Origin of the sequence: Kitasatospora sp. NPDC059648, assembly GCF_042734825.1 — a bacterium.
Taxonomy (GTDB): Bacteria; Actinomycetota; Actinomycetes; order Streptomycetales; family Streptomycetaceae; genus Kitasatospora.
This window is the reverse complement of record NZ_JBHWDU010000069.1, coordinates 20,690-43,719: the sequence shown is the minus strand read 5'-3', so window position 1 is coordinate 43,719 and position 23,030 is coordinate 20,690. Positions and strand designations below refer to the sequence as shown.

General features: G+C 71.6%; 24 protein-coding genes. 13 read left to right on the top strand and 11 right to left on the bottom strand.

The window, feature by feature from the left end:
• Window positions 1-498: 498 nt before the first annotated feature.
• From ACFV1W_RS30380 to ACFV1W_RS30360, 5 genes are all read right to left on the bottom strand, one after another.
• On the bottom strand, window positions 499-1,407 hold the full coding sequence (locus tag ACFV1W_RS30380; RefSeq protein ID WP_380420467.1) for a hypothetical protein: 909 nt from the start codon (window positions 1,405-1,407) through the stop codon (window positions 499-501).
• A 128-nt stretch (window positions 1,408-1,535) separates the two neighbouring features.
• Window positions 1,536-2,069: an ATPase gene (locus ACFV1W_RS30375; RefSeq protein ID WP_380420466.1), complete on the bottom strand. Its 534-nt coding sequence runs from the start codon at window positions 2,067-2,069 to the stop codon at window positions 1,536-1,538.
• A 34-nt stretch (window positions 2,070-2,103) separates the two neighbouring features.
• On the bottom strand, window positions 2,104-2,619 hold the full coding sequence (locus ACFV1W_RS30370) for a hypothetical protein (RefSeq protein WP_380420465.1): 516 nt from the start codon (window positions 2,617-2,619) through the stop codon (window positions 2,104-2,106).
• The gene (locus ACFV1W_RS30365) at window positions 2,616-3,446 is read right to left on the bottom strand and encodes a hypothetical protein (protein ID WP_380420464.1); all 831 of its coding nucleotides are present in this window, start codon (window positions 3,444-3,446) and stop codon (window positions 2,616-2,618) included. Before ACFV1W_RS30365 ends, ACFV1W_RS30370 begins: the two co-directional genes overlap by 4 nt.
• A complete protein-coding gene (locus ACFV1W_RS30360; RefSeq protein ID WP_380420463.1) occupies window positions 3,443-4,663 on the bottom strand; it encodes a hypothetical protein in 1,221 nt (406 codons plus the stop codon). The genes ACFV1W_RS30365 and ACFV1W_RS30360 overlap by 4 nt, the downstream gene beginning before the upstream one ends.
• 176 nt (window positions 4,664-4,839) lie before the next feature.
• On the opposite strand from ACFV1W_RS30360, the gene ACFV1W_RS30355 reads away from it, so the two are divergent.
• The 4 genes from ACFV1W_RS30355 to ACFV1W_RS30340 all read left to right on the top strand — a co-directional run bounded on the left by ACFV1W_RS30355 (window position 4,840) and on the right by ACFV1W_RS30340 (window position 8,106).
• A complete protein-coding gene (locus ACFV1W_RS30355) occupies window positions 4,840-5,568 on the top strand; it encodes a hypothetical protein (protein ID WP_380420462.1) in 729 nt (242 codons plus the stop codon).
• A 545-nt stretch (window positions 5,569-6,113) separates the two neighbouring features.
• Window positions 6,114-7,337, top strand: coding sequence for a helix-turn-helix domain-containing protein (locus ACFV1W_RS30350; protein ID WP_380420461.1), 1,224 nt, complete (start codon window positions 6,114-6,116; stop codon window positions 7,335-7,337).
• A gap of 71 nt (window positions 7,338-7,408) precedes the next feature.
• Window positions 7,409-7,795 (top strand): hypothetical protein, encoded by a 387-nt coding sequence (locus ACFV1W_RS30345; protein WP_380420460.1) that lies wholly within the window; start codon window positions 7,409-7,411, stop codon window positions 7,793-7,795.
• 56 nt (window positions 7,796-7,851) lie between these two features.
• Complete coding sequence (locus tag ACFV1W_RS30340; RefSeq protein WP_380420459.1) at window positions 7,852-8,106, top strand: hypothetical protein; 255 nt, start codon at window positions 7,852-7,854, stop codon at window positions 8,104-8,106.
• Between the two features lie 1,599 nt (window positions 8,107-9,705).
• Here ACFV1W_RS30340 and ACFV1W_RS30335 read toward each other — a convergent pair.
• The 3 genes from ACFV1W_RS30335 to ACFV1W_RS30325 are packed head-to-tail and all read right to left on the bottom strand — an operon-like array spanning window position 9,706 to window position 12,700.
• Window positions 9,706-10,290, bottom strand: coding sequence for a hypothetical protein (locus ACFV1W_RS30335; RefSeq protein WP_380420458.1), 585 nt, complete (start codon window positions 10,288-10,290; stop codon window positions 9,706-9,708).
• On the bottom strand, window positions 10,287-11,480 hold the full coding sequence (locus ACFV1W_RS30330) for a hypothetical protein (protein ID WP_380420457.1): 1,194 nt from the start codon (window positions 11,478-11,480) through the stop codon (window positions 10,287-10,289). Before ACFV1W_RS30330 ends, ACFV1W_RS30335 begins: the two co-directional genes overlap by 4 nt.
• 32 nt (window positions 11,481-11,512) lie before the next feature.
• Window positions 11,513-12,700 carry a DUF6884 domain-containing protein gene (locus tag ACFV1W_RS30325; protein WP_380420456.1) on the bottom strand — a complete coding sequence of 396 codons (1,188 nt, stop codon included), beginning with the start codon at window positions 12,698-12,700 and terminating at the stop codon, window positions 11,513-11,515.
• A 785-nt stretch (window positions 12,701-13,485) separates the two neighbouring features.
• On the opposite strand from ACFV1W_RS30325, the gene ACFV1W_RS30320 reads away from it, so the two are divergent.
• The 5 genes from ACFV1W_RS30320 (at window position 13,486) to ACFV1W_RS30300 (ending at window position 15,978) form a co-directional block, all read left to right on the top strand.
• The gene (locus ACFV1W_RS30320; RefSeq protein WP_380420455.1) at window positions 13,486-14,052 is read left to right on the top strand and encodes a hypothetical protein; all 567 of its coding nucleotides are present in this window, start codon (window positions 13,486-13,488) and stop codon (window positions 14,050-14,052) included.
• Between the two features lie 159 nt (window positions 14,053-14,211).
• Window positions 14,212-14,361: a hypothetical protein gene (locus tag ACFV1W_RS30315; protein WP_380420454.1), complete on the top strand. Its 150-nt coding sequence runs from the start codon at window positions 14,212-14,214 to the stop codon at window positions 14,359-14,361.
• Complete coding sequence (locus ACFV1W_RS30310; protein WP_380420453.1) at window positions 14,349-14,873, top strand: exonuclease domain-containing protein; 525 nt, start codon at window positions 14,349-14,351, stop codon at window positions 14,871-14,873. Before ACFV1W_RS30315 ends, ACFV1W_RS30310 begins: the two co-directional genes overlap by 13 nt.
• A gap of 35 nt (window positions 14,874-14,908) precedes the next feature.
• A complete protein-coding gene (locus ACFV1W_RS30305) occupies window positions 14,909-15,454 on the top strand; it encodes a hypothetical protein (protein ID WP_380420452.1) in 546 nt (181 codons plus the stop codon).
• Window positions 15,455-15,474: 20 nt separating this feature from the next.
• Window positions 15,475-15,978 carry a hypothetical protein gene (locus tag ACFV1W_RS30300; RefSeq protein ID WP_380420451.1) on the top strand — a complete coding sequence of 168 codons (504 nt, stop codon included), beginning with the start codon at window positions 15,475-15,477 and terminating at the stop codon, window positions 15,976-15,978.
• 60 nt (window positions 15,979-16,038) lie between these two features.
• On the opposite strand, the gene ACFV1W_RS30295 is transcribed toward ACFV1W_RS30300, so the two are convergent.
• The 3 genes from ACFV1W_RS30295 to ACFV1W_RS30285 all read right to left on the bottom strand — a co-directional run bounded on the left by ACFV1W_RS30295 (window position 16,039) and on the right by ACFV1W_RS30285 (window position 18,569).
• Window positions 16,039-16,611: a hypothetical protein gene (locus ACFV1W_RS30295; protein ID WP_380420450.1), complete on the bottom strand. Its 573-nt coding sequence runs from the start codon at window positions 16,609-16,611 to the stop codon at window positions 16,039-16,041.
• Between the two features lie 360 nt (window positions 16,612-16,971).
• Window positions 16,972-17,553, bottom strand: coding sequence for a hypothetical protein (locus ACFV1W_RS30290; RefSeq protein WP_380420449.1), 582 nt, complete (start codon window positions 17,551-17,553; stop codon window positions 16,972-16,974).
• Complete coding sequence (locus tag ACFV1W_RS30285; RefSeq protein ID WP_380420448.1) at window positions 17,550-18,569, bottom strand: NlpC/P60 family protein; 1,020 nt, start codon at window positions 18,567-18,569, stop codon at window positions 17,550-17,552. Before ACFV1W_RS30285 ends, ACFV1W_RS30290 begins: the two co-directional genes overlap by 4 nt.
• Window positions 18,570-19,023: 454 nt before the next feature.
• On the opposite strand from ACFV1W_RS30285, the gene ACFV1W_RS30280 reads away from it, so the two are divergent.
• The 4 genes from ACFV1W_RS30280 to ACFV1W_RS30265 are packed head-to-tail and all read left to right on the top strand — an operon-like array spanning window position 19,024 to window position 23,029.
• A complete protein-coding gene (locus ACFV1W_RS30280; protein WP_380420447.1) occupies window positions 19,024-19,908 on the top strand; it encodes a hypothetical protein in 885 nt (294 codons plus the stop codon).
• Complete coding sequence (locus tag ACFV1W_RS30275) at window positions 19,905-20,264, top strand: hypothetical protein (RefSeq protein WP_380420446.1); 360 nt, start codon at window positions 19,905-19,907, stop codon at window positions 20,262-20,264. Before ACFV1W_RS30280 ends, ACFV1W_RS30275 begins: the two co-directional genes overlap by 4 nt.
• A 1-nt stretch (window position 20,265) precedes the next feature.
• The gene (locus ACFV1W_RS30270; RefSeq protein ID WP_380420445.1) at window positions 20,266-21,039 is read left to right on the top strand and encodes a hypothetical protein; all 774 of its coding nucleotides are present in this window, start codon (window positions 20,266-20,268) and stop codon (window positions 21,037-21,039) included.
• Complete coding sequence (locus ACFV1W_RS30265) at window positions 21,032-23,029, top strand: hypothetical protein (protein WP_380420444.1); 1,998 nt, start codon at window positions 21,032-21,034, stop codon at window positions 23,027-23,029. The genes ACFV1W_RS30270 and ACFV1W_RS30265 overlap by 8 nt, the downstream gene beginning before the upstream one ends.
• Window position 23,030 lies beyond the last annotated feature (1 nt).

The following is a 23,030-nucleotide window of genomic DNA, read 5'->3' as shown; positions in this document are numbered from 1 at the left end:
CCGGCCGCCGACCCCGCCCTGCCCCCGCCCCCCCCCGATGGGCGGTTCCCCCGCTGAACCCACCGAAACCCCCCCCAACCCCGGTCGCGCCCGCCGGCCCCGCGACCACCCCAGCATGGACACGGTGAGAACGCGCCCGCCCGGCTGCGCCCCGCCTGCCGAGGCGCGCAATCAAGGTTGATTGTTGGCAGCGGGCTCGGCCACCGGCTTGCCCGCCACGGTCTCCAGCATGGACACGGTGAGAACGCGCCGGGGCCCCGCCCCCGCGCGGCCGCGGGAACGGGGCCCCAACCCCAGCATGGACACGCTGAGAAGGTGTCCACCCGGCTGCGCCCCGAGGCCTCTACAGGCTCAGCATGGACACAGTGGGACAGTGGTCGGCCTGGCTGCGCCCCGCCCGCCACGGTCTCCAGCATGGACACGGTGAGAACACACCGGGGCCCCGCCCCCGCGCGGCCGCGGGAACGGGGCCCCAACCCCAGCATGGACACGGTGAGACTAGTAGGGCTCGGCCCCCTCGGGCTCGGGCTCGGACATGTCCCACTCCGGCTCCACCTCGACCGGCGCCGAGGCCTCCGGCGCCCGGGCGGCCGGCACCGCCACGGGGACGTCCTGCTGCTCTCCCTCGGCGGCCGGCTGCGGCTCGTAGGAATCGAACGCCTCGGCGGCCTCGGGGGTGGCCGGCTCGAACTCCGACTCACAGAAGCTGCACCAAATCCCGCCGCGCTGATCCTTCTTCGGGCAGTACACCTTGGGCGTCACCTGCATCCGGCGGGGCTCCTCGCACCTGCACTGGATCGGGTACCGCTTCCCGCTGCTGCCCTTCTTCGGCTCCGTGGGCTCCTCCCCCTCGGCGGCCTCCTCCTCCCCGCCGGCGCCCTCGCCTTCGAGGTGCGGCAGGCGGGCGGCCTCCAGCTTCCGGATCGCGGCCCCGTACGCGGCCGCGGTCTGAGGCTTCAGCAGGGTCTCGCAGTACCCGATCGTCTTCGCCGCCTTCGCCGGGGGCTCCAGCCCCACCTCGCCGGCCAGCGCGGCAAACTTCCGGTTGTGCCACCGGCCCCCGTCGCTGCTGCGGTCCCGGATTCCGCGGGTCACCGCGATGCCGTGGGCGGCCTCGTGCAGCATCGTCTCCAGCACGGCGGCGCCGCCCTTGTCCAACAACTCCCCCGCCACGAACAGCTCGGGGCGGCGGCCGGCGGCCTCGGCGTCCACCCACCGGTCCGGATCGAGGTTCCCGAACTTCTGGTACGCCGCGCGGCGGGCCTTGCTGGTCTTCTTCGGCATGCCGCTGCCGGTGATCACCACCACGTCCGGCACGTCCGGGTGGCGGGCCTGGATGGCGGCCCACATGGTCTCCAGCGCGGTAACGATCCGCGCGCCCTCGCGGGTTCGTGAGTCTGTCGGCATGCTCAAAATCCTACCGTGTCCATGCTGTGATCCTGGGTCAAGTGCGCCGGTCTGCAGGCCTTCCGGGAGTAACAGTGCGACCCCCCGGCACTGCTCGCCGGGGGGTCGCACTGTTACAAGGGTGGCGGTTAGTACCCGGCGTTGACCAGCGCCATGGCGGCGTTCTCCGCGGCCACGCTGACGTCCAGCTCGTCCACGTCCCCGCCCATGTCGTCCAGCAGCTGGTCCAGCGCGTTCTCGATGACGTCGGCGTACGCCTCGGTGCGGCTGGCGTCCCGGCCGTCCTCCACCACGGGCTTGTCCAGGTCCCGGTGCTGAACGCGCGCCCGGAGTCCGTGCGGGGCCAGCGCCTCGGCCAGCGCCTCGGCGACGGCGGCGGCCCGGTGGCGGCCGCCGGCGCAACCCACCGCGACGCGGAACGGCGTCAGCTCGGCCTGCGGGCCCATCGCGTAGGCCTGGGCGACGGCGACGGCGGCGGCCACCAGCTCGGGGATGCCCGGGGTGCTCAGCACGGCCTCGCGGACCTCGGGGTCCTTGGCAGTCTTGTGCCGGAGTTCGGTGCGCACGTGGGGATCGCGGAAGTGCCGGCGCAAGTCCAGCACCACCTCGGCCTCCGGGACGGGGCCGTGCAGGTGTCCAAAGCTGGTGATCTCAACTCGCATGGTGTGTTCCCCTCCTGCGGCCTGATGGCCTGGGTTAGAAAAGGGTGTCTTGGGTTGCGCCGCCGGGCTGGCCCGCGAGGATCGCCCGGCGGATCGCCTCTTCGACGTCGGCCGGCGTCGCCTGCAGGATCGCCTCCCGGATCGCGACGGCTCGGCCGGCGGGCCCGCGGGTGTCGGCCAGCGGGTGCCCGGCCAGTCGGCTGCGGCTCGCGTAGTCCAGTACGTTGTCCTGCCGGGTGCCGAGCAGCCAGTGCCCGGGGTACTGGCAGCTCGGGCTGTCGCACGTGTGCCGGATCAACGTGTGCTCAATCAACTTGACCTCGGCCAGCGCCTGGGCGCCGTGCTCGATCCCGTACCCGAGCACGTGGGCGGTCACGATCCGGGAGGCCTCCCCGCTGCCCGCCCGGAGCTTGCCGTGGCCGCTGGAGCTGATCGCGCCGAGCCAGTACGCGCACTTCTCGGGGCCGCGCCGATGCACCTTCGCCTCGTACCGCTCGCGCGTCGGGGCGTGGTCGATCAACGCGGCCCACTCGTCCGGGGTAAGGCTCACGGTTCTTCCGAGCAGCTGCAGGCGGGGGTGAGCATCCGCACGCCCTGCTCGTCGCGCCTGAAGTGGGGGCCGTTGCCGGGGCGGCCGCTGCCTCCGCAGCTTGTGCACGAGGCGTCGGCGGCGGGGTCCAGCCCCCACTCCCGCCCGCACGCCCGGCACCGCGCGCAGTCGGCGTAGTCGTCGTGGGTGGTGGGGATCGGCTCGCCGTACTCCTCAACGTCCGTGCTGCTGCAGTACGGGCAGGTGATGGTGTACTGCCGGTGCCCGGCCACCAGCTGGGGCCGGCCGCGGTCGCACGCCATGCACGTCCGGTCGGTGATCGCGTTCACGGTCTCACACGCCACGCACCGCCAGTGCTGGCCGTCCGCGTGCCCGGGCTGCAGCTCTGAGCGGGCGCCGGCGTCGGCCTGCTCGGCGCCGTACGGGCCGGCCACCCGGTGCGCGCACCCCTCGCACACCCACCACCCCAACTCCTGGGCCTGGTCGGCGGGCAGATCCGGACTCTGCCACCAGCGCATCCGCTCCTGGCAGTTCGGGCACTCCCGGCTCTCGTCGGCCCGGCCCTGGCCGTGGCAGTGCGCGCAGATGCCCGGCTGGTCGGGGTGCTGCTGCTTGAAGTTCTGCCGGAGTCGGACGAGGGCCTGCCGGATGGCGGCGGACTCCTCCAGCCGGAGCTCCACGGTCAGCCGCGGGTGGCCGAGGCCACCGGTCAACGTCACCATGACGGCGCCCCTTCCGTCCCCACCCATCGGGTACTCGTCCACCAGCTGCTCCAACTCGGCGGCCAGCGCCTCAACCTCGTGCCGCTCGTCCTTGAAGAAGCTCATGCCGCGCTCGCCTTCTCGTCGTCGTCGTTGTCGTCCGCGTCAAACAGCTGGTCAACGGCCTGCCGGGACATCCTGGCGGCCCGCCCCAACTCCGCATTGTTGTCGTACCGGGGGTCACCCCACCCATTGATCTGCAGCAGCGTGGCCTTCACGAGGGCGCGCGCGGCCGCGGCCTGCTTGATCGCCTTCTCGCGCGCCTCGCCCTGCTCGGGCAGCAGTTGCTCCACGATCACCGCCCGGGCGCGGTCGCGCTCCGCGCGCAGAGCGTCCAGCGTGTTGCCGACCAGCGCCACGTCCTCCTCGGCGGCCGCCCGCTCCTCGGCCTCGGCCAGCTGCTGCAGCCCGGCCTCGTCCAGATCCGGACTCACCCGGCCCTCGATCGCACGGCCCGGCCGCTGGAACCACCGCGAGACGTCCGTCACGGTCCGCTCACGGGCCCGCCGCTGCCGGTACCCGTACAGCCACGCGCGGGTGCCCACCACCTCGAAGCGGTGCGACTCGGCCGGCGTGACGCCGAGCAGTGTCGGCAGAACCCCGTGGCTGTGGACACCGAGGCGGCGGGTCAGCCACCCGGCGTCCCAATCCAGATCCTCGTCCCCCTTGAACGCCCACCCGGGGTCCACGATCTCCGGCAGGGCGGCAACGGCGTCGCCCATGTCCACCGCGGTCTTGCCCCGGAAGTCCGAGGGATCGCGCTGCACCTGGCGCTCGATCTCGTACGCGGCCCGGACGGCGGCCGCGGTCCAATCCCACTCGTCGGTGCCCGGCACCGGCTGCAGGTTCGTGGCCAGCTGCTCGGCGAGCGGCAGCAGGCGCCGCGCCAGCGCGTTGCCCTGCGCGGCGTTCAGGTACGGCAGCTGGATCACTCCGGAGTCGATCACCCAATACAGCTGCGTGGGTACGAACTTCCAGTCGTTCCAGCTGGGGATGAGGGAGGCGGTCCCCCGCTCGCGGGTCCGGGTCGCCTCCTCCTGCGGCCAGTTCGCGCAGTAGAACCCGAACTCCCCGGTCACCAAGTCCAGCTGCAAGCGCTGGTAGTGGCCCGCGCCCATGCCGGGCGGCGGGGTGCTGCTCGCTGCCAGTCGGGGATTCCGGTCGGCGGCGTCCAGCCACGCCCGGATCGCGTCCTTGTCGGGGATCGGGGGCAGTTCCTCGTCCGTCGTCTCGGCCACCCACAACTCGGGGGCCGGCGAGTGCGTCAGCTGCTTCAGCTCCATGTCAACCAGCTTGACGTCACTCTGAGTTCGCGTCAAGCCACTTGACGCATCTCCCAAAAGTCGTACAAGCGGCTCCGCATCGGGAAACGGGAAACTCGCGGCTGCCCCTGCAGACCGGGTACGTCTAGGCCTACGGTGCGTCAGGAACCGGTGACGGCAGATGGAGGTATGGGCAGATGGTGGGCTGGCTCCGGCGGTGGCTGCGCTGGCCGACTCCGGCACCGGGCTCCCGCCGTGCGGCCCGCGCCCGGGCGGTCGCCTACCTACAGCAGCAAGGGATGGCCGGCCCTGGCTGGCGGGACGCGCTGCCCGGCGTCGCGCTGGTCCTGGCCCTGCTCGCACTGCCGTTGCTCGGGGTGTACCTGCTCGTCGTCGCGCTCGGCGTCGGCGGGCTCCTCGTCGTCCTGGCCGTCCTCGGCGCGCTCGCGGCCGCGGTGGTCCGCCGGCGGGCGGTGGTCGCCCGGCGGCGGGCCGGCCGCTACACCGAGGCAGAGCTGCAGCAGCTGGCCGACCCGCACGCCGTGGCCCGGGCCACGGCCCGGATGCTCCGGCGTGACGGCTGGCGGGTGCGCTCGATCCCGTGGCAGGGCACCCCCCGGCTGATGGCCCGCGACCAGCACGGCCGGCTCCTGGAGGTGACCGTGCGTCCGGTGGACTCCGCGGGCGACGCGACCCCAGCCCCCGCGCCACTTCGCCGGGTCGGCACGACGGTCAACGGTGGTGTCCTGCGGCTGGTCGTCAGCCTGGGCCGGTACTCCCGGCAGGACGTCCTGTGGGCCAGCCGGCAGGGCGGGGTGTTCCTCCTCGACGGCCAGCAGCTGGCGGCCTGGGGCGCCGGCACCACGCTCTCCCACCTCCTCGGCCCCTTCCCGCTGCCGGACGCCGAGGCGAGCGACGTCGGTTAAGGGGCCGGCCTCGACGGTTGGCAGCTCGGCCGCTTCGCCTCCCGGCAAGCCGGTGCCAACAATCAACCTTGATTTTTCACCCGGCTTCAGCTGCGGCCGAATCTCCCTGCTCCACCTGCTCGTTGGGCAGGGCATGCAACCAGCACGTACTCCTCGACCTGCAGGCGGGCCGACGTCGGCCCCCTCTCGTGGCGGCCACCTGTCGGCGGTGCCGGCCGTCTGCCACCTGTGTTGGCGGTCGCCCGTCCCTGCAGACGACGGTCCCCCCGTCCTGCTGCGGCCGGCGCTCGGCCTGCCCCGCCGCGTTGGCCTCTGCTCCGACTGCAGGGCCGGCCGTCCGGGCAGGGCCTGGGACGAACTGGTGGGTCCGGACTGGATCTGGCGGGGGGCCGAGTGGTGGCCCGCGCCGGCGGACGGCCCGCACGATCCGCGGCTGCCCGGGCCTGTCTACGACGGGCCGCTGCCGGGTGCACCCGATCCCGCTCGGCGGCCTGGACGGCGGCCGTACCCTGAGCGCACACCTGGGCAGTAGGGAGGCAGAGCTGATGACAGCACTACCCGCAGACCTGACGATCGGCCAGCGAATCAAGCGGATCCGGGAGGCCCGGGGGATCACCCGGAAGGTGCTCGCGGGGCTGCTGGGCCGCTCCGAGGGCTGGCTGAAGGCGGTGGAGAAAGGGAGGCTGCAGCCCCCTCGGCTGCCGATGCTCGTCCGGATCGCCGAACTCCTGCAGGTCACTGACCTGTCGGAGCTGACCGGTTCGGCGGTCTCCATCCCGCTGGCGCTCTTCTCCGCCGAGGCCCACCCGGCGCTCGCCGTGGTCCGCCGGGCCGTCGATTCCGCTTCGCTCGGCCTGGCCGGCGGCGGCCGCGTCCCGGACCTGGACCACGTGGCGGCCGCGCTCGCGGCGGGCTGGGCGGCCCGGGCGAACCGCGGGGACCACCGCACGGCGCTCGCCGAGCTCCTGCCCGGTCTCGTCACCTCGGCGGCCGCGGCCGCTGGCCACCCGGAGGTGGCCGACCAGCGCCGGGCGGCGGCGCTGTACGCCGGGGCCCTCAACCTGGTGCAGATGTACGTCTCGTACCAGGGGGACGGCCACCTGCTGTGGCGCACGACCGAGCGGGCCCTGGCAACGGCGCGGGCCTCCGGCTCGGCGGCCGCGGTCGGCCAAGCGGCCTGGTTCACCGTGGAAGCCCTGCGGGCCGGCGGACAGTGGGAGTCCGCGCAGCTGCTCGGGGAGGAAGCGCTGAGGCTGCTAACGCCGGTGCGGCAGGACTCGCCGGAGCTGGCGGCCGCGTGGGCGGCCATGGCCTGGCAGGTGGCCACCACCCACGCCCGGGCCGGTGAAGGGGGCAACGCCTGGCACTGGGTGGACCGGGCCGAGGCGGTGGCGCGCACGCTGCCGGACGGCTGGTGGTCGGCTCCCACCTCGGCCTCGGCGGCGGCCTCGGTTATGCACGCGGTCACCGTGGCGGTGGAACTGCGCCAGCCCGCTACCGCCCTCAACTGGGCCTCCCGGCTCGCGCCTTCGGCGATTCCCTCGCGGCCGCGCCGGGCCCGGCACCTGATCGAGGTGGCCCGGGCCCACCAGCTGCAGCGCCAACCGGAGCGCACGGTGGAGGCGCTGACCGAGGCGGCCGCGACGGCGGCGGAGACGGTGCGGTGGAACGGGGAGGCTCACGGCCTCGTCCGTGAACTGCTGGACGGGCCGGCCTCGGTCCGCCCGGCCGCACGACAGCTGGCCGAGGTGGCGGGGATCGCTGCGTAATCCGTCACGGATGGTCGAACATACGTGACACAATGTGACGTCAGCCGTCGGCTGGCAGGTAGGAGGTTCCGTTGGACGACCTGGTGGTGCCCAGCGACGACGGGGACCGATCGGCGAACCCGCTCGACGGCCTACGGTCAGTACTGGACCCCCGCGGTCGCTGGCCCGGACACGAATTCACCGCCCGCCTCTTCGCCCGCGCTGCAGCGGTCGCGGTCACCATGGCGGTGCTGGTTCGCTGGGACCTAGCGGCAATGCCCGTGCTCGGTGGCATCATCCTGCACCTCTACGGTCCGATCGTGGCCAGCGTCATCTACCTGATGCTGGCCCACGGGCTCGGCTGGTGGGCGCACGCCGCCGTGATGGTCGGCACCGACCTGGCCCGGGGCATCAACCCCGTCAATCGCTGGCGCGCCGGAACCGGCGAACCGTCGCAAGGTCGCCCCGACGCCGCGTAATCAAGGGGGTACAGTCTGTGCCCCTTGCCCTCTGGCGTGCGGCCTACCGTGCGCCGATGGACTATCAGCACCACCAGCCCGGCGCCCACGCCGAGGCCTACCGCCTGGCCATCATCGCCTCCGAACGGCTCCGGGCCGTGCTGCAGTTGCACGGCCTGGAGCTGGGAGGCCTCCGTGGCGTCTACCCCTCGGCGTCCGGTGAGCCCATGGTGGAGACCGGGAAGACCAGCGCCACCGTGGTCCACGCCCTGGCCTCCCTCCTGGAGAAGGTGCCCCCCGCCCCGCCCGCTGCATCGGAGGTGGCACCGTGAGCTGGAGCCCGGCCGGCCGGACGGTGGAAGAGCACGTGGCACACCCCCGGGACGGCGAGCATGCCCTGGACAGCGCCACCGGGCAGGTGGGGATCATCTGCGGGCAGGTGATCAAGAGGCTGGCCGAGACGGAAGACGTGGTGGGGCGGAGGGTCTGGCTTCGGCCGGCGCGTGGGGGGTTCCAGTGGGACACCGATCCTGGCTGTCTCAGTCCAGTAGGTCAGAGCGAAAGCAGAACGCCCGTTCGGGCGGCAAAGGGCCCGGCAAAGCCGGGGCTGTGATCCGCTGTGCGGCCCGATCCGGCCACTTCTCTGCCCAAGGTGTCTCGACGTCCGGCAGGGCCGGATCGGGCCGCACAGCGGCGGATAAGGGCCCTTCGGGACTGCCTTTTTAAGGAACCGCTCCCCCGGCCTCTTGCTCTTTGCAGTTGCCTTTCCGGCCTCCGGGTGCCCCGAGTCCGGGGGAGCGGTGACCCCCCCTGACGAACAAGACAGAGATCCCCAAGGGGTTCTGCCTGCTCGTCAGAGGGGGTCGTTTCGCGTCGTTCTGCTGAGGTCGTGCCGTCTCCGGTACGCCCGTCACCGTCTTCGCATCAGACCGGGCTGCGGGAATTACTCGCGCCCTGGGACCGGGATGTGCTGGCAGCTCGGGAGGTCGCGTCTCCGCCCGGTCTGCCCGGGCTTCGGCTGGGGTCCACCTTGTTCGCCCCGCGGTTACCCACGAGGCAAGGCCGAACTGGCTGTCAGCTCCATTTGCCTGTTGCTCCGCCGGCGCTCTCCCTCCGCTCAGGGGGTGGGGTGAGCTTCCTCCGCCGTGCCTTCTCTACCGCCCGGGGGCTACCGGGGTCGGACCTTGTTAACGCGGGCCGTTCTCTACCGCGGACTGTCCGGACTCCCCGCCTTCGTCAGGTGCGGGGCCACGGGCCGGTTTCCGGGGACCGGTCTCCCCTGGGCATGTCGCCTTCTCCCCCTGCCACGGTGGAGCGCGTCCTGCTGCGACGTGGGCAGGCAGAACGGGCGGTCCCCGCTGGGGGTAGACCTCAACGGCCACGGGCCGGAGGAGATGAATTCTGCAGGTCTGGCCGATAACCGGCGTGTCGCCACGCGGGCATGGTGGGCAGACCGAGCGACGGACAGCTATAGTCGTCTCCCGGTAGCAGGTACGCCAAAGGCGCACCGGTCCAAGCTCCCGACCCGATCCCGAAAAGGTTGGTCGCCCTGGTAGGCGGGTCTAGAGCTTCAACAGCGAATATGTAGTTGGCGGTCTGAGCCTCGATCACCCCGGTTGGCCCCGGGTCGGTCTGAGGCTCTTTTCGCGTTCCCTCGTCCGGCGTCTCCAAGATCACGGTGTGCAAGCCAACTGGGAGTTTTTCACACGGATGACGTTTCGTGCTGGCCTTGACACGCCCGGCTGGAAAGTCGTACGTATTGCCCCGATTTGCCCCTGGTTTGAATCTGAGGGATCGGGAGAGTCGGCCCGCTCGCGGCCTGCTGACGGGGTGTCCGCCGACCGCATTGGGTGATCGACTCAGGAACGATCATACCCCCTGAGTCTTGAAGTTCAAGACTCAGGGGGTATGGGTGTTGCAGGTGTTGCGACTCAGAACGGGGCCGGCGGTTCGACGCCGAGGGCAACCTGCGGGGCCTCGACCACGGGCGCCGGAGCGGGCGCCACCTCCGGGGCCCGGGCCGTGATGGCGCCGGCGGCGCCCTGGGCGGCCTCGACCGCGGCCCCCAACTGATCCGCGGTCACCGCCGGCTCGGCGGACGGCGCCGCGATGTTCCCCGCCTCCGGCTCGGCGGCCGCGGCGGGGGCCTCCGGCACTGCGGCCGCCTGCTCGGCCCCGTCCAGCTGGGCCAGATCCCGCGCGTGCTCCTCGACCGCGGGGGCCTCAGCGGACGGGGGTTCGGGCTCGGGGTACGGGTCGTGGGTGGGGTATCCATGCTCGGTGGCCCACTCGTTGAGCTTGGCCACCTCCGCCTCGTACTCCTGCTGCGTCAGCTCGCCCTCCACGTAGTCCCACGCCAGATCCTGATAGGCCTGCTCGTGGTTCAGCCGGTCGCGCCGGTCCAGTTCCTCGGCCGGCACCCTCTCCTCGTAGCTGATCCAGTCCTCGGACAGCCCGGGGTCGTACTCGCGGGACTGGCGGCCGTCGCGGTATGGGTCGGTGTCGTACTCACTCACTCGGTGGCCCCCTGCCTGGTGAGCTGCTGCTGCAGCTCGGTGATCTGGTCGGCGGCGGTTCGGGCGTCCCGCTCGGCCTTCCCCTGGATGGTCCGGACGGTCTCCTGCAGGCCGTCCACCGTGGACCGGAGTTCCTTGATCGTCCCCTCCATCTCCCGCACGGTCTGCCGGTGGTCTTCCCGGTCGGTCTCGGCCCGCTGCTGCAGCGCGGTGATGGTTTCGGCCCGGGCCTCGGCGGTGGCCTCGGCCTTGGCCACCTCGACGGCGGCCCGCTGCTCGATCGTCTGGGCCTTCGCCTTCGCCTCGTCGCGCTCGGCCTCGGCAGCGGCCTGCTTCTGCGCGGCCTCCTCGACCTTGGCCGAGGCCTCGCCCTGGACGCGCTCCACCTCGGCCTGCGCCGCCTCGACCCGCCGCTGTGCGTTGTCGAGTACGGCCTGGGTCGCCTCCTTCTCCTGGGCCCGGGCCTTGTCCAGCTCCGCCTTCTTCGCCTGCAGCTCGTCCGCGGCCCGCTGGATCGCCTCGTCCGCGCGGCGCTCGGCCGCGGCAATCTGGCGGCCGGCCGAGGACTCGGCCTCTTGCACGCGCTCGTCCGCGGCCTGCTGGATCGCCTGCACCTTGGCCTCGTGTTCGGCGGTGCGGGTCTCCAGCGTCGTCATGGCCAGCTGGGCGGCGTCGGTGGCCTCCTCCATGGCCTCCTGCAGCGCTCGGATCTGCTCCTCGATGGCCAGCCGCTGGGCGCGCTCGTCGGCGGCCTCGCCCTCCGCCTTGGCAATGGCGGCGGCAGCCTGGGAGGTCACGCTGATGGCCTGGGCGGCGGCGGCCTCGGGGTCGGCCATGGTCCGCAGCTCTGCCACGTACTGCTCCAACTTCGGGGCCAGCTGCTCAATCGCGCTGACCACCTCGCCCCGCAGATCGGTCGCGACGGCGGCCGCCAGCGCCACGGGGCGGTCCTGCAGGTCCTGGTGGTCCGGCACCTTGCTGCCGCTCGAACCGCCGGCCGCCGGCTTCTTCGGGTTCTTCGCCCGCCACGCGGTCAGGGGGTTGTGTCCCGCGTCGTCGCAGTACTTGGGCTTCGCGCCAGCCTTGTCCCCCTCCTTCGCCGCGGGCGGCCTGGTGCACCCGGGGTAGCGGCAGGTGGGAGTCGTCGGCTCGGCGGGCGCCTGCGGCGCGGGCGCGTCTGGGGTGGTCATGGGGCTGATCCTCTCGTATCTGGCGGAGCGTCTTAGGCGGCGACGGCGTACTGCTCGGGGTGCCGGCGCATCTCGGTCAACCGGCCGCGCTGCTGGCCGATCCCAAGGTGAGCCAACGGAGTTCGGGCGTGCGGCCAGACCGCGGCCGCGCGCCGGGTGTATTGGCTGGGCGTCAGCAGCACCACCTCGGCGGCGTCGGCCAGCCCAAGCTCGGCGGCCTGCTCGCGCAGCTGGTCCTCGCTGATGCTGCCGGGGTCGGTCCATCGGTGGTTGTACGGCTGGATCACCTGGTCCAGCGTCAGCAGCCCGTGCAGGGCGGAGAGGATCAGCACCGTTCCGCCGGCGGCCGCGGTGAGCGCGTCGGCCGTCTTCCGGGCGTGGGTGTGCAGGGCGCCGGTGTAGATGCGGCCGGCCTCGGCGGGGGTGGGCAGCTTCGCCCCGGAGCACGGGATGACCACCACGACCGGAGCGGCGGCGGGCTGCGGCGCCTCGTCGGCCTGCTCGGAGAACGGGAGGGCCAGCTGCTCGGCGGCCTCGGCGGGCGACTCGACCCACGCCGCGGCGGCCAGCAGCTCGCGGACGTCGGCCGGATCGTAGGCCTCCCGGACGTCCACCCACCCGTACCGTGCGATGCCGCCTGCGATGGCCTCCACCTGCTGCCACGGGGCACGCTCGGGCTGGACGTCGGCGCCAGCGGCGGAGTCCTCGGCGGCGGCCAGAACCTCGACCACGGCGGGGAAGGCCTGCGCGCGGAACTGCCGGGCCCGGGCCCGGCGGTCGCGCTCGTCCAGCCACTCCAGATGCTCCTCGGCGGCCGCCGAGCGGGCCCACCTGCCGTAGGTCCGGGCGCACTGGGTGGCCAGCTGCTCGGCGTAGTCCAGCACCCGGGGCAGAGCGGCCACGAAGCGGGCCACGGCCTGGGCGTCGCCGTGCACGGCCAGCGCCCGGGCCTTGCGAACGGCTTCGACGCCGAACGCCTCGGCGACGGCGGCCGCGGCGTCCGCGTGGGCGGCGCCCTTCGCGCCGGCGGCCTGGACCTGCAGCCGGGCCTCGGCGTGGCCGCGCTCGTCCAGCAGCAGCCGGGAGGCCGAGACGTAGGCGCCGAGGCGGCGCGCGCGCCGGGCGGCCCGCTCGGCGCCCCACCCCTCATCCCACAGCGGCCGCACCTGCCGGGCGCCGTCGCCCCGGCCGATCCACCGGTCTGCGCTCTGCCGCTCCATCGCTGCCCCCTCCGTCGCGTCCCTGCTGAGCCTTCATTCTATTTCATTTCATTTCCTCTCGTCAATACATTTCGTTGCGCGAGATGAAATGAAACGAAACGTTTTCGGGGCATTGTCGGCCGGCCCCGGCGGCGCCTGCCGCACTTCCCTTCCCGGCTCGGGGTGGTCCCCTCGGCGGGCGGCACTCACGGTGGGGACGCGCCCTGGTGGGGGGCCAGGGACCGGGCGCCGCCGGGCGCCCGGCCCTGGGGGGAGTTTCTGGTGGTCGTCGCCCCCCCGGGCGGCGGCCGGCAGAAAGTCCTCCCAGGGTTGCCCTGGGCCTCCGCCGGGGTGTGTCAGGGTGCGGAGGGCCGTTCGCCGAGGGGGCCGCACCGAGCCACCCCCACCAGCCCCACCAGCAACGGCGGGTAAGTCCCGGCAGGGCCCCCGGGTCCTCTTGGTTGGGTGGCCCGCCGGAGGCCTCGCCTTGACCTGTATCGCGGGCAGCTCCTTCGGGTACGGCACGGGCCCGGGGGTAGGGCACACTGACCGGGTGACGAACCATCAGCACGACCGGCGGCCGCTGTGGGCTGCGCCGCTGAAGCCGAGCGGCGAACCCTCGGCCGAGGCCCGGGCCCCACGGCCTGATCCCTGGGAGGGCCTGGTGCCTCCTCCCATAGCTCCGCCTCGCCCGACCAGCGGTCGGCGTCCGCTCGCACGGCGGGACGACCCCACTCCGGGTTGACGGGCGAAAGCTGCCCCGCCAGCCCGGCGCCAACAATCACCCTTGATAGATAGGAAAAGCGGTGGAATACAGCAATCTTTCGGTCAGCATTACCGCCCGCCAAGCGGCGCAGATGAAACTCCGGACCAAGCGCCAGAAAGCCGAGCGGGAGGAATACCAGAAGCAGCTTCTACGGGAAGGCATGTCCGTGCGGCAGATGCGCTTGGAAATCGCGCGGGTCCGCGGCGACTATTGGCCGACGCTGGACGCACTGGTGGCCGGATGCCTGCGCCGGCGCCTGGCCGAGGACGATCTGGCGGGGCCGTGGGAGCCGCTGACGGAAGAGGAGAAGCTGGGCATGTCGCTCTCCGGCCGCTGGCCCGGCCCGAATCTCGGCGTCGGCCTCACTCCTCGCTCGTTCATCCTCCCCTCCGACCTGTTCGAGCAGCTGCGCACGGCGTCCTGGCGGGTGAGCGAGAAGCCGCTGGCGGAACTCGGGGACCGCCGGCTGACCCACCGCGGGCACCTGTCCGAGCAGCAGCGCGCAGAACGGGAACGCCTGGCCGGCCTCGTCCACTCCCCCTCCCGGATCGTGCGGGACGCCCTGGACCGCTACGCGCGCGCCGAGGCGGAGCCCGAGGACGAGTGACCGGCCCCGCCGGTGATTTCAATCAAGGTTGATTGTCGGTATTCGGCCATGAAATCTATTTCGGGCCCGCGTTCGATTTACTGCCTATTGCTTGCTTTTCGGCGGCTTCTACGCTATTTCTGGATGCGTTGCGGATTACCTGCAGAAAGGGGATTGAAAGTGCTGGACTTGGACGCCGAGCGGGCACAGGAGTTGGCGAACGTCCGGGACTGGGCCGCGGCCGCGCTGGACGAGGAAACCGCCGTGGTCCTGGACACGGAGACGACCGGCAGGGAGAGTCGGCGCGGGTGGTGGAGGTGGCGGTACTGACCGTGGGCGGGGAGGTCCTACTGGAGACGCTGGTCAACCCGGGCATCCCGATCCCGCCGGCGGCCACGGCCGTCCACGGGATCACGGACGAGATGGTGCGCGACGCTCCGGCCTTCGGGGACGTCCTGGTGAAGCTGACCGGCGCCCTGATGTACCGCCGGGGCGGCAACGTCGGCCCGTCCCACCTCGTGCCGCGTCGCGTCCTCGTCTACAACGCGGACTTCGACACGGCCCGGTTGCGGTTCGAGCTGCTGCAGCACTACCGGGCGGCCGGCCACGCCGATCCGGGGGCCTCGGCGGACAGCTGGCTGCAGATGGTCCTGTGGGACGACGTGATGGGCCCGTACGCGGTCCACGTCGGCGAACGGCGGACGGATGGCACCTACAAGTGGCCCCGCCTCGGGGGCGGGCACCGGGCGGCGGGCGACTGCCGGACGGTGCTGGACCGACTCCGGGAGATTGCGGACCGTGTGGCGGCCGAGGACCGGGCCCTGCTCCTGAACGCGCAGTGAGTGGAACCGATCAACATGAAGGAGATCACGGTGGGATGGATGATCGCGGACCGGAAGCGGACCGAGGCAGCGGCCACCGAGGGGGTGCGCTGAAGATGGTGCAGCTGCGGCTGATGACGGATGACAAGGCGCTGGGTGAGAGGGTGCTGGAGCTGCTGCTGCCGGTGCTGGAGGATGCGGTGCAGCTGCAGGCGAGCGAGCCGACCGTGCTCACCCACCGCGCGGGCGGCTTCCGGGCGGTCCTCGACGTCCGGCCCGCGACGGCGGACGAGGAACTGACGACGGCCCTGCGCTTGCGGCGTGAGCGGCACCTGGACAGCCTGCTGTACGAGGTCGGGGACGAGGTGGAGCTGAAGATCCGCCAGAGCGGCTACTGGGTGCACGAGGGCCTGGAGGACGAGGGGGAGGACGCCCGGATTCACTACGACGTGCCCGCCGGCACACGCGGCCGCGTAGTCAAGGTCCGGAACTACCCGAGCCCGAACCCGTACGTCGTGCTGTGGGAGGTCCACGGCCACCCGGAGATCGGGGTGGCACAGCATGACCTGTGCCGGGCCTCGACGCGGAGCGCGGCCCGGTGAGCGGGGGAGGGGAGATCCGGGTGACCACGCTGACCTTCTCCGCCGGGGAGCCGGTGCCTTGGGATGCGCCGCGGTCCTGGCGCTGCCACCAGTGCGGGGCCACCGGCACCGACGTGGCGGGCACGGACGGGGCGGACGCCGTGCTGGCGGATGGCGTGACCTACCTGCAGCCGCACTGCCCGGCCTGCCTGCCCCAACCGGCCACGGAGGAGCGCCCGGCCGGCTGGCGGTTCGGCGACCCCCGGCCCCCGGAGTGGGTGGAGTACCGGGCCGAAAGCATGGCCCGCGGCCGCGCCCTGGTGGACGCCGTACGGCAGCGGGTGGTGGACGGCACCCTGCTGGACCTGTACCGCTGTTCGGTGTGCGGCGGCGCCTGGAGCATCGGGCCGCGGGTGGTCCTGCCCTGCGGCGTGCTGTACGACCGGAGTACGGACCTGTTCGAGCACCCTTGCACCCGGTGCGTGAACAAGCTGACCTCGGAGGAACTGGCGGCCGCGCACTTCAAGCGCTCCCGCGAACTGTAGGAGACAGCAGCAGGGCCCGGTCCGTCGTCTTCGGACCGGGCCCTGCTGCTTGCGGGTTGACTACCGCACTCCGTCACGAATTTGGTAGATCCGCTGGCGGCTCATCTCGGTGAGTACGGCCAGCCGCTCGACCGGAACCTTGGCCTCGATCATCCGGCGAACGAGGTAGTCACGCGCTCGCTCCTCACTCACCACGCCCTGGCGGGCGTTGGCAATCCGGAACTGGGCCAACCGAAGCGCGGGGCCGGCAGTCTCCTCGGTGCAGGGCTCGCCTTCCTCCGGCCCAAAGTTGGTGTTCAAGTACTTGGTGCCCTCATCGCGCATGATCTCAACGCTGTTGTACTGGGGGTCATTGGGCGTGTACGTGCCGATGACGTCACCCAACCAGATAGCTCCGGTGTCCGGGGCACCCGCGGTCTTCAGCAGCTCGCCGCTGTCATAGAGGGTGCCTCGGACGTACTCCCAGTGCGTTTCGAGGGCCTTGCTGTCGGTGCTGTCGAGCAGGGAGAGAAGCACCTTCCTCTGGCGGCGGTGCTCGGTGGGCTCGATAGCCCAGATGACGGCTGCTCCCCGGATGCTCCAGCTGCCAGTGCGGAACGAGGCCGCGGTGATGGTGCCCGGCTTGAGGTTCATGACGTCCTTCCCGGTGCGCTTGTCTAGCGCGCTTGACATTAAGGATGGCATCCTCACTCCAGAAATGTCAAGCGTGCTAGACAAATGGGGTTCTCGTCGTCAACCACAGCAGGGTCACCCCCGGCCGGCCGAGGCCTTCGGCAGCACGAAAGCGGAGAGGGCAGAGCCGACCGGCGCCCCGCGCCGGGTGGCGGCCCCGGCTGATCGATCCACCACGCCTCTCCTTCCTCGTCACGGCGGGTCACCCCCATGCCTGCCCCGCCGGGTAGTTGCTTGTCTACGGTGCCGCGGTGTTCGGCACGGGCGGTCGGCGCGGCTGCGGGCTCTAACCGGCGTCAGACAGGGGCAGGGCCTTGCAGGTCACCGCGGGCGCTGGCCCACCACGGCCTGCACGTCCTTGACCGGCCGGGAGGCTCGGCCGGTGACGGCCTGCAGCATCGGCAGGATTTCCACCCCCACCGCGGCGCGCTCGGCCGGCTCCCGGATCGCCTTCCACATGGCGTACGTCCGCTGGGCGGTGGCCTTGGTCTGCGGGTGGTCCACCGCAGTTGCCTGGGCCTGTAGCCCGGTGGTGTGCAGGTGCCACCGGGCGGCCGTGGCATGGTCGCCCTGCAGGTGAGCGATCCACCCGCGCAACTCCCGCGCGTTGATGGTGTGCTGGTGCCCGGGCCCGTACGCCGCGGTGATCTCCTCGTCCAGCCGCTGGGCCTCGGCCTGCGCCATCAGCAGCGCCACCCCGGTCTGCGGGGTGGACAGCGTGGCCATCAGCTGGGTGATCCGCTCGCGGAACGCCTCCGGCATCGCGGCCGGCTCCGCCGAGGCCTCGACGGCGGCCGGCTGCTCGGGCGCCGGGGGCACGGGCCGTGCCCAGAACTCCGGTGTCACCGTTCCCCACGGGCCGGCCAGCTGCTGCTCGTGCACGTCGTCTTCTCCCGTCCTCACCAGTTCACCACCCGCACCACGGCCGTGATCCGCGTGGTGGCCTTCGTCGCCTGCCTCCAGCTGGAGTACGGGACGACCCTGGTCTGCGCCCCGGTGTGCGGGGCCTCCACGATCATCCCCTGGCCCACGTACATGCCCACGTGCCCGGGGCTGTCGTCGGACCCGTCAGACCCCGGGTTGAACACGAGGTCACCGGGCTTGGGACTGTCCATGTCCACCCTGGTGCCGACCTTGACCTGCTCGAACGTCGTCCGGGGCAGCGTGATGCCGGCCTTGGCGTACGCCTGCTGCATGAGTGAGCTGCAGTCGCAATGCCCTTGGGGGTTACTGCCGAGCGGGTCTGTGCAGTCGCCACCCCACTGGTACCAGCCGCCCCGCTGGGCTAGTGCCCACGCCACGGCCGTCTTGACCTCCTGCGGGGTGTCGGCGGGAAGCTGGTAGTCCGGGGGCAGCTCGGTGGGCCCGGCCTCGGCCGGCGCCGTGAACTTCGAGACGCTGGCCATGATGTTCTTCACGTAGTTGTACGTCTCGCCCTTGGCGAAGCTGACCGGGGGCACGCCGCGGAACTCGTCCACCCGGCCCCACCCGGCGTTATACCCGGCCAGTGCCAGCTCGGTGGGTGATCCGGCGTAGTCGGGGTGCTTCTTCGCCGTCCTCAGCAGGTCGCACATCATCGCGCCCTGAGCGGGGATCGCGTCCGCCGGATTCCAGACGTCTTTGATCCCGTCGTGGTCTCCGTCCACGCCCTGGGAGCGCCACGTGTCCGGGGTGAACTGGGCGATTCCCTGGGCCAGTCCGGAATCGGCGCGCGGGTCAAACCCGGACTCCTGGCTCAGCTGGGCGGCCAGCACTCCGGCGGACAAGCCCTGGTCACAGCTGGCGGCGGCGTCCTGGATCATCTTGGCGTACCGCTCGGGGACGGCGCCCGGGCCGATCCGAAGCGTGCCGGAGCTGACCAGCACGGCGCCGCCCCCGCCGGCCTTGTCCTCGTCGTCGAACGTGGCGACCAACAGCACCAACCCGATCCCCAGCACAAGAGGGCTCGCTGCAATGGCCGAACCTGCTACCAACAACCCCCGCTTGATTTGCAATTAGGTCCCCCTAAGTCATAGACCAGCCTTGGCGGGCGCCTGCCGCATCACCCGGACAACGAGACTCCGGGGGGGATGGCGGCCCATTCTTCCCCCGCCCCGCGACACGCCCGGGCCGTGGAAGGCTGCAGCTCACGCGGCGTATCCGTCCAGCGGCGTACCAATCTGCCCAAACTCTCGTTAACCCGGTCAAACCACCTGTACGGCTGCGTACCGCCGGTTAGTTGACGGTTCATCAGCAAGTTTTACTCTCGGGACTTCTGTTCGAGGACGAGATTAGACTGCCAGCCGTGACAGCAGGCGACGCGATTTCCTGGTCGGGAATCGCCAAATTGCCTTGCACTTCGGGGGAACGTTGGCTAGAAGAACTGAGCCGGCGGTGCAGCTGCCAGCGCACGGCCGGATCGTCGTACCCGTCCTGTCCGCGGTCGGCGGCAGCGGCCGCTCCACGACGGCGGGCCTGATCGCGGCGGCCCTTGCCCCTTCGGGGTCGGGGGTCGTCCTCGACCTGGCGCCGCGTCTCGCCTCGCCCTGGCCGGCCTGGTCGCCGGAGTCTGCTCCGGGCCTGGCCTCCCTGCCTCCGCACCTACCGCTCACACGGCAGCAGGTGCAGCAGGCGGCCGCGGCCTTCCCGGCAGCGGGCGGACAGTGGGCGGTGCTGACCGACCACCAGAGTTGGCAGGCACCCGTGTTGGACCTGCCGGACGCTCCGGCGGCTTGGTACCAGCTTGCTGCGATCGGCGGCTGGCAGACGGTGGTCGCTGACACGGCCTATCCGGTGGCGCACGACGTCCTCTCGGCCCGGCATGCGGGCCGCTCGGGGACCACGGCGGCGTGGTGCAGCCTGCCCTTCTCCGTGCCCGTCCTCGTGGCGGCCGCGACCGGATCGGGCATGCACGCCCTGCAGACCGCGGTCATGGCGGCCAGTGCCGAGGGCCTGCCCCTGGCCCGGATGGTCGTGGCGGTCATCTGCACCGGGGACGGTCGGCCTCCGCCGGCCGTGCGCGCCGGCGAGACCATGCTGGAGCCGAGGGTGGCGGCGGTGGTCCGCGTCCCCTTCGACTCCCAACTGCGGGCCGGTGGCCTGCGGGAGGCCTCCCGGCTCGGCGCCCGGACTCTGCAGGCGGCCGCCGAACTGGGCCGCGCGGTCCTCGACTCCGCCCGCACGTCCTGGGGTGATCCCCTTCCCCCGGCGCCGGTCCCGGCGCCGTACTCCCCTGTCCCGTCAGATCAGCACAACTTGAACGAGGTGGCGCCAGTATGAGCCAGACCCTGCACGTCCTCACCGCCATCATGGGTGACCCGCACGTCCACATCCTGGCGGACAACCCCACGCCCGGCCCGGTGGAGAACCCGGTGCCGGACTTCAAGCCGACGCTGCCGGACAGCGTGAAGTCGCCGACGCAGACGATTCTCGGCTGGACCGCCGGCGCGGGCCTGGCCCTGGCCGTCCTCGGCGGCCTCGTCGGCTGGGCGCTCGTCGGCATCGGTTCCTCGACCGAGCGCGCTGCCCTCGCGGCCCGCGGCAAGCAGGCGGTGGTGGCCTCACTGTTCGCCGGCGTCGGCATCGGCGTGACGGCCGGTCTGATCTTCGCCGCCTACAAGATGACGCAGGGCTGACATGGACGGACACCTGCGCAAAGCACGGCGGGCCCAGCTGCGGCTCGCCGGACTGGGGGTCCTGGTCGCTGGTGTCCTCGTCGGCGGGGGATACGTCGCAGTCACCCACTTCGCCGACGACCACGGGGGCGGCCAGCACGCGCTCCCGCCGGTCACCAGCTCGGCCTCGCCCGGCCCGGCAACGTCGCCGAGCGCCAGCCAGTCCCTACTCCCTCCGAGCAAGGCCAAGCCGGTCCACCTGCCCAAGCCGAGCGGGCAGCGGGACGGCGCCAGCGTGGGCTTCCCGCGCTTCGGCTACGGGCCGATGGCGGCGGCGGTCTACCACCTGGACGAGTTGTCGGTGCTGGATGACGACATGGCCCGGCGGCAGCTCACTGCCACCACGGCGAAGGGAAGCGAAGCGAGCATCGACCAGGGGGTGAGCGAGGTACGCAAGTTGCGCGAGCAGGTAGGGCTCCCGCCCTCCGGGGGGACCCCGGCTGGCCTGACCATCTCCACCAACGTGGATGCGGCACAGGCGTGGGCGCTGAACGATGACGGCTCCGTGGTCAACGTCTGGATGCACTACAGCCGAACTGCCACGCTGCCCAAGGGGGGCCCGGACGACAGCCCGCTGAAGAACCAGCTGGCGGACGTCATCCTGATCTGGGAGGACGGGGACTGGAAGGTCACCACGGACCCCAAGTGGGTGGCGAAGAAGTTCACGCCGGCGCCCTACAACCCGGACTCCGTGACGTCCCGCAAAGACGGCTGGCAGGTGGTGATCCGTGACTAACCGGAAACTCCTCCGCCTGCTGACGCTCGTGCTTGCAGCGCTGATGACGGTAGGAGTTGCGGCGGCCCCGGCCGCTATCGCGGACACCCCGACCAGCGAACAAAAGGCACATGCCCCCAATGGCCCGCCGGACGATCCGGACAAAGAGTGGCTGAAGCAGTGGAACGATCGTGGGCCGGAAAACATCGGCGTGGACACGAGCAACCACTGGTGCATGATGCCGGAAGCCAACAACTGCTCTTTCTACAAGAAGCCTGACACCTACGACTCGTGCGAAGAACACAACGTAGGCTGCGACGATCCGGCCATCACCGAGGCGCGCAAGCAGCGGGAACTCGCCAAGCTGAAGGACTGGGAGGCCACCACCGACCACGGTGCCGAGGGCTACCAGAAGATGGACGATGCGATCCGGAAATGCATCGAAGGGGGGATGAATTTCCACGACTGCCAGCAAAAGAATGCGGGCTTGATGATTCCCTCCGGAGGAATCGGAGACTGGATCGCGGGCAAAATCTCGAAACTGGCATCTGACGCACTGAAGGAAGCGGCGGGACAGATCGGGCAGTCCGTTGTCTGGCTCCTGAAACAGTTCGCCGAGGCATTCAATAGCGTCTCCACCATCAACCTGGCACAGACCGGCATCGGTCAAGTGGTCGGGATGATGACCGTAGTGTCCGTCCTGCTCGCGGCCTTCCTGATGCTGATTCAGTTCGGCAAGCTGGCGGTGAGCCAGAGCGGCGCCCCCGCGGCAACCGTGATCACCGGACTGGTGAAGTGGGCGTTCATCCTCGGGTGCTACGCCTTCGCCACTCAGGTGGCGCTGAACTGGTCGGACGCCCTGTCCACCTGGATCATCAACACCAGCTTTGAGGGCGGCGGCTCCGGTTCGGACGACGCGACCAAGGCCATGCAGCAGCAGCTCGGCGGCATGTTCGCCGGCCTGGTGGCGGGCGGCGGCGGTGCGTCCGGCGGCGCCGCACTCGTCACCGGGGGCGGCGTCCTGAGCCAAGCGGTCGGCGTGGTGATCGTGCTCGGCATCCTGTGCATTCTGGCCATCGGTGCGCTGTGGGTGGAGATGCTGGTACGGCAGGCGGGGATCATGATCCTGGTGTCCACCATGCCGGTGGTGCTGGCCGGTCAGCTCTCCGACGGCACGAAGGAGTGGTGGCCCAAGGCGCGCAACGCGCTGATCACCCTGGTGGTGATGAAACCGGTGATCGTGACCTGCTTTGCCATCGGCTTCTCGGCCATGGCGCGGGCGGACGGCATCCGTAACGTGATCGTCGGACTGATCATCTTCCTGGTGTCCGCGTTCGCGTGGCCGGTCGTCGGCCGGTTCTTCGTCTTCAGCGGCAGCAACGGCAACGGGGTCGGCTCGGCGCTTCTCTCGTCGGTCGGCTCCGGGCTCGGCGCGATGTTCGGCGGGGCGGCCGGCGCCGCGGCCGGTGCCGGCGCGGTCGGCGGCGGCAGCGGCTACACCCGGGCCCTGGAGTCGGAGAACGAGGGGGCCGCGGACAGCGGCGGCGGCCGCGGCTTCTGGTCCAAGACCCTCAAGGGCAGCGGGTCCTTCGGCGGCGGCGTCGCTGCCGGTGTCGGCCTCGGCCTGCAGGCGGCGGCCGCCGGCGCCGGAATGGTGGAAGGCGCCATGGGCAACGCGGCCGCGCACGCCGGACTCGGCGCCCCCGCGCACGGCGGCGGCACGGTCGTCCCGCCCCGCCGGGCCCGGGACTCCGCCTCCGGCAGCGGCCCGGCCTCGACCGGCTCGGGGCAGGACTCCGGCACCGGACCCAACTCCGGTCCGGCAGCGGGTGGAACGGCTGAGGCCTCGACGCCACCGGCTCCTCCGGCCGCCAGCCCGGCCGCCACGGTCGAGCAGCCCCCGCCGGCTGCAGCAGCACCACCTCCGCCGGCCGCACCGGTGGCGCCCACGCAGAACGGGCCGATCACGCTCGGCCCGGTGAAGCCTCGTAAGGGAGAGGGGGACAAGTAGA

Coding starts and splice junctions, on each gene's coding strand:
- ACFV1W_RS30380 (WP_380420467.1), bottom strand. CDS start 1,407: ATGCCGACAGACTCACGAACCCGCGAGGGCGCGCGGATCGTTACCGCG.
- ACFV1W_RS30375 (WP_380420466.1), bottom strand. CDS start 2,069: ATGCGAGTTGAGATCACCAGCTTTGGACACCTGCACGGCCCCGTCCCG.
- ACFV1W_RS30365 (WP_380420464.1), bottom strand. CDS start 3,446: ATGAGCTTCTTCAAGGACGAGCGGCACGAGGTTGAGGCGCTGGCCGCC.
- ACFV1W_RS30360 (WP_380420463.1), bottom strand. CDS start 4,663: ATGGAGCTGAAGCAGCTGACGCACTCGCCGGCCCCCGAGTTGTGGGTG.
- ACFV1W_RS30355 (WP_380420462.1), top strand. CDS start 4,840: ATGGTGGGCTGGCTCCGGCGGTGGCTGCGCTGGCCGACTCCGGCACCG.
- ACFV1W_RS30350 (WP_380420461.1), top strand. CDS start 6,114: ATGACAGCACTACCCGCAGACCTGACGATCGGCCAGCGAATCAAGCGG.
- ACFV1W_RS30340 (WP_380420459.1), top strand. CDS start 7,852: ATGGACTATCAGCACCACCAGCCCGGCGCCCACGCCGAGGCCTACCGC.
- ACFV1W_RS30330 (WP_380420457.1), bottom strand. CDS start 11,480: ATGACCACCCCAGACGCGCCCGCGCCGCAGGCGCCCGCCGAGCCGACG.
- ACFV1W_RS30325 (WP_380420456.1), bottom strand. CDS start 12,700: ATGGAGCGGCAGAGCGCAGACCGGTGGATCGGCCGGGGCGACGGCGCC.
- ACFV1W_RS30305 (WP_380420452.1), top strand. CDS start 14,909: ATGGATGATCGCGGACCGGAAGCGGACCGAGGCAGCGGCCACCGAGGG.
- ACFV1W_RS30295 (WP_380420450.1), bottom strand. CDS start 16,611: ATGAACCTCAAGCCGGGCACCATCACCGCGGCCTCGTTCCGCACTGGC.
- ACFV1W_RS30275 (WP_380420446.1), top strand. CDS start 19,905: ATGAGCCAGACCCTGCACGTCCTCACCGCCATCATGGGTGACCCGCAC.
- ACFV1W_RS30270 (WP_380420445.1), top strand. CDS start 20,266: ATGGACGGACACCTGCGCAAAGCACGGCGGGCCCAGCTGCGGCTCGCC.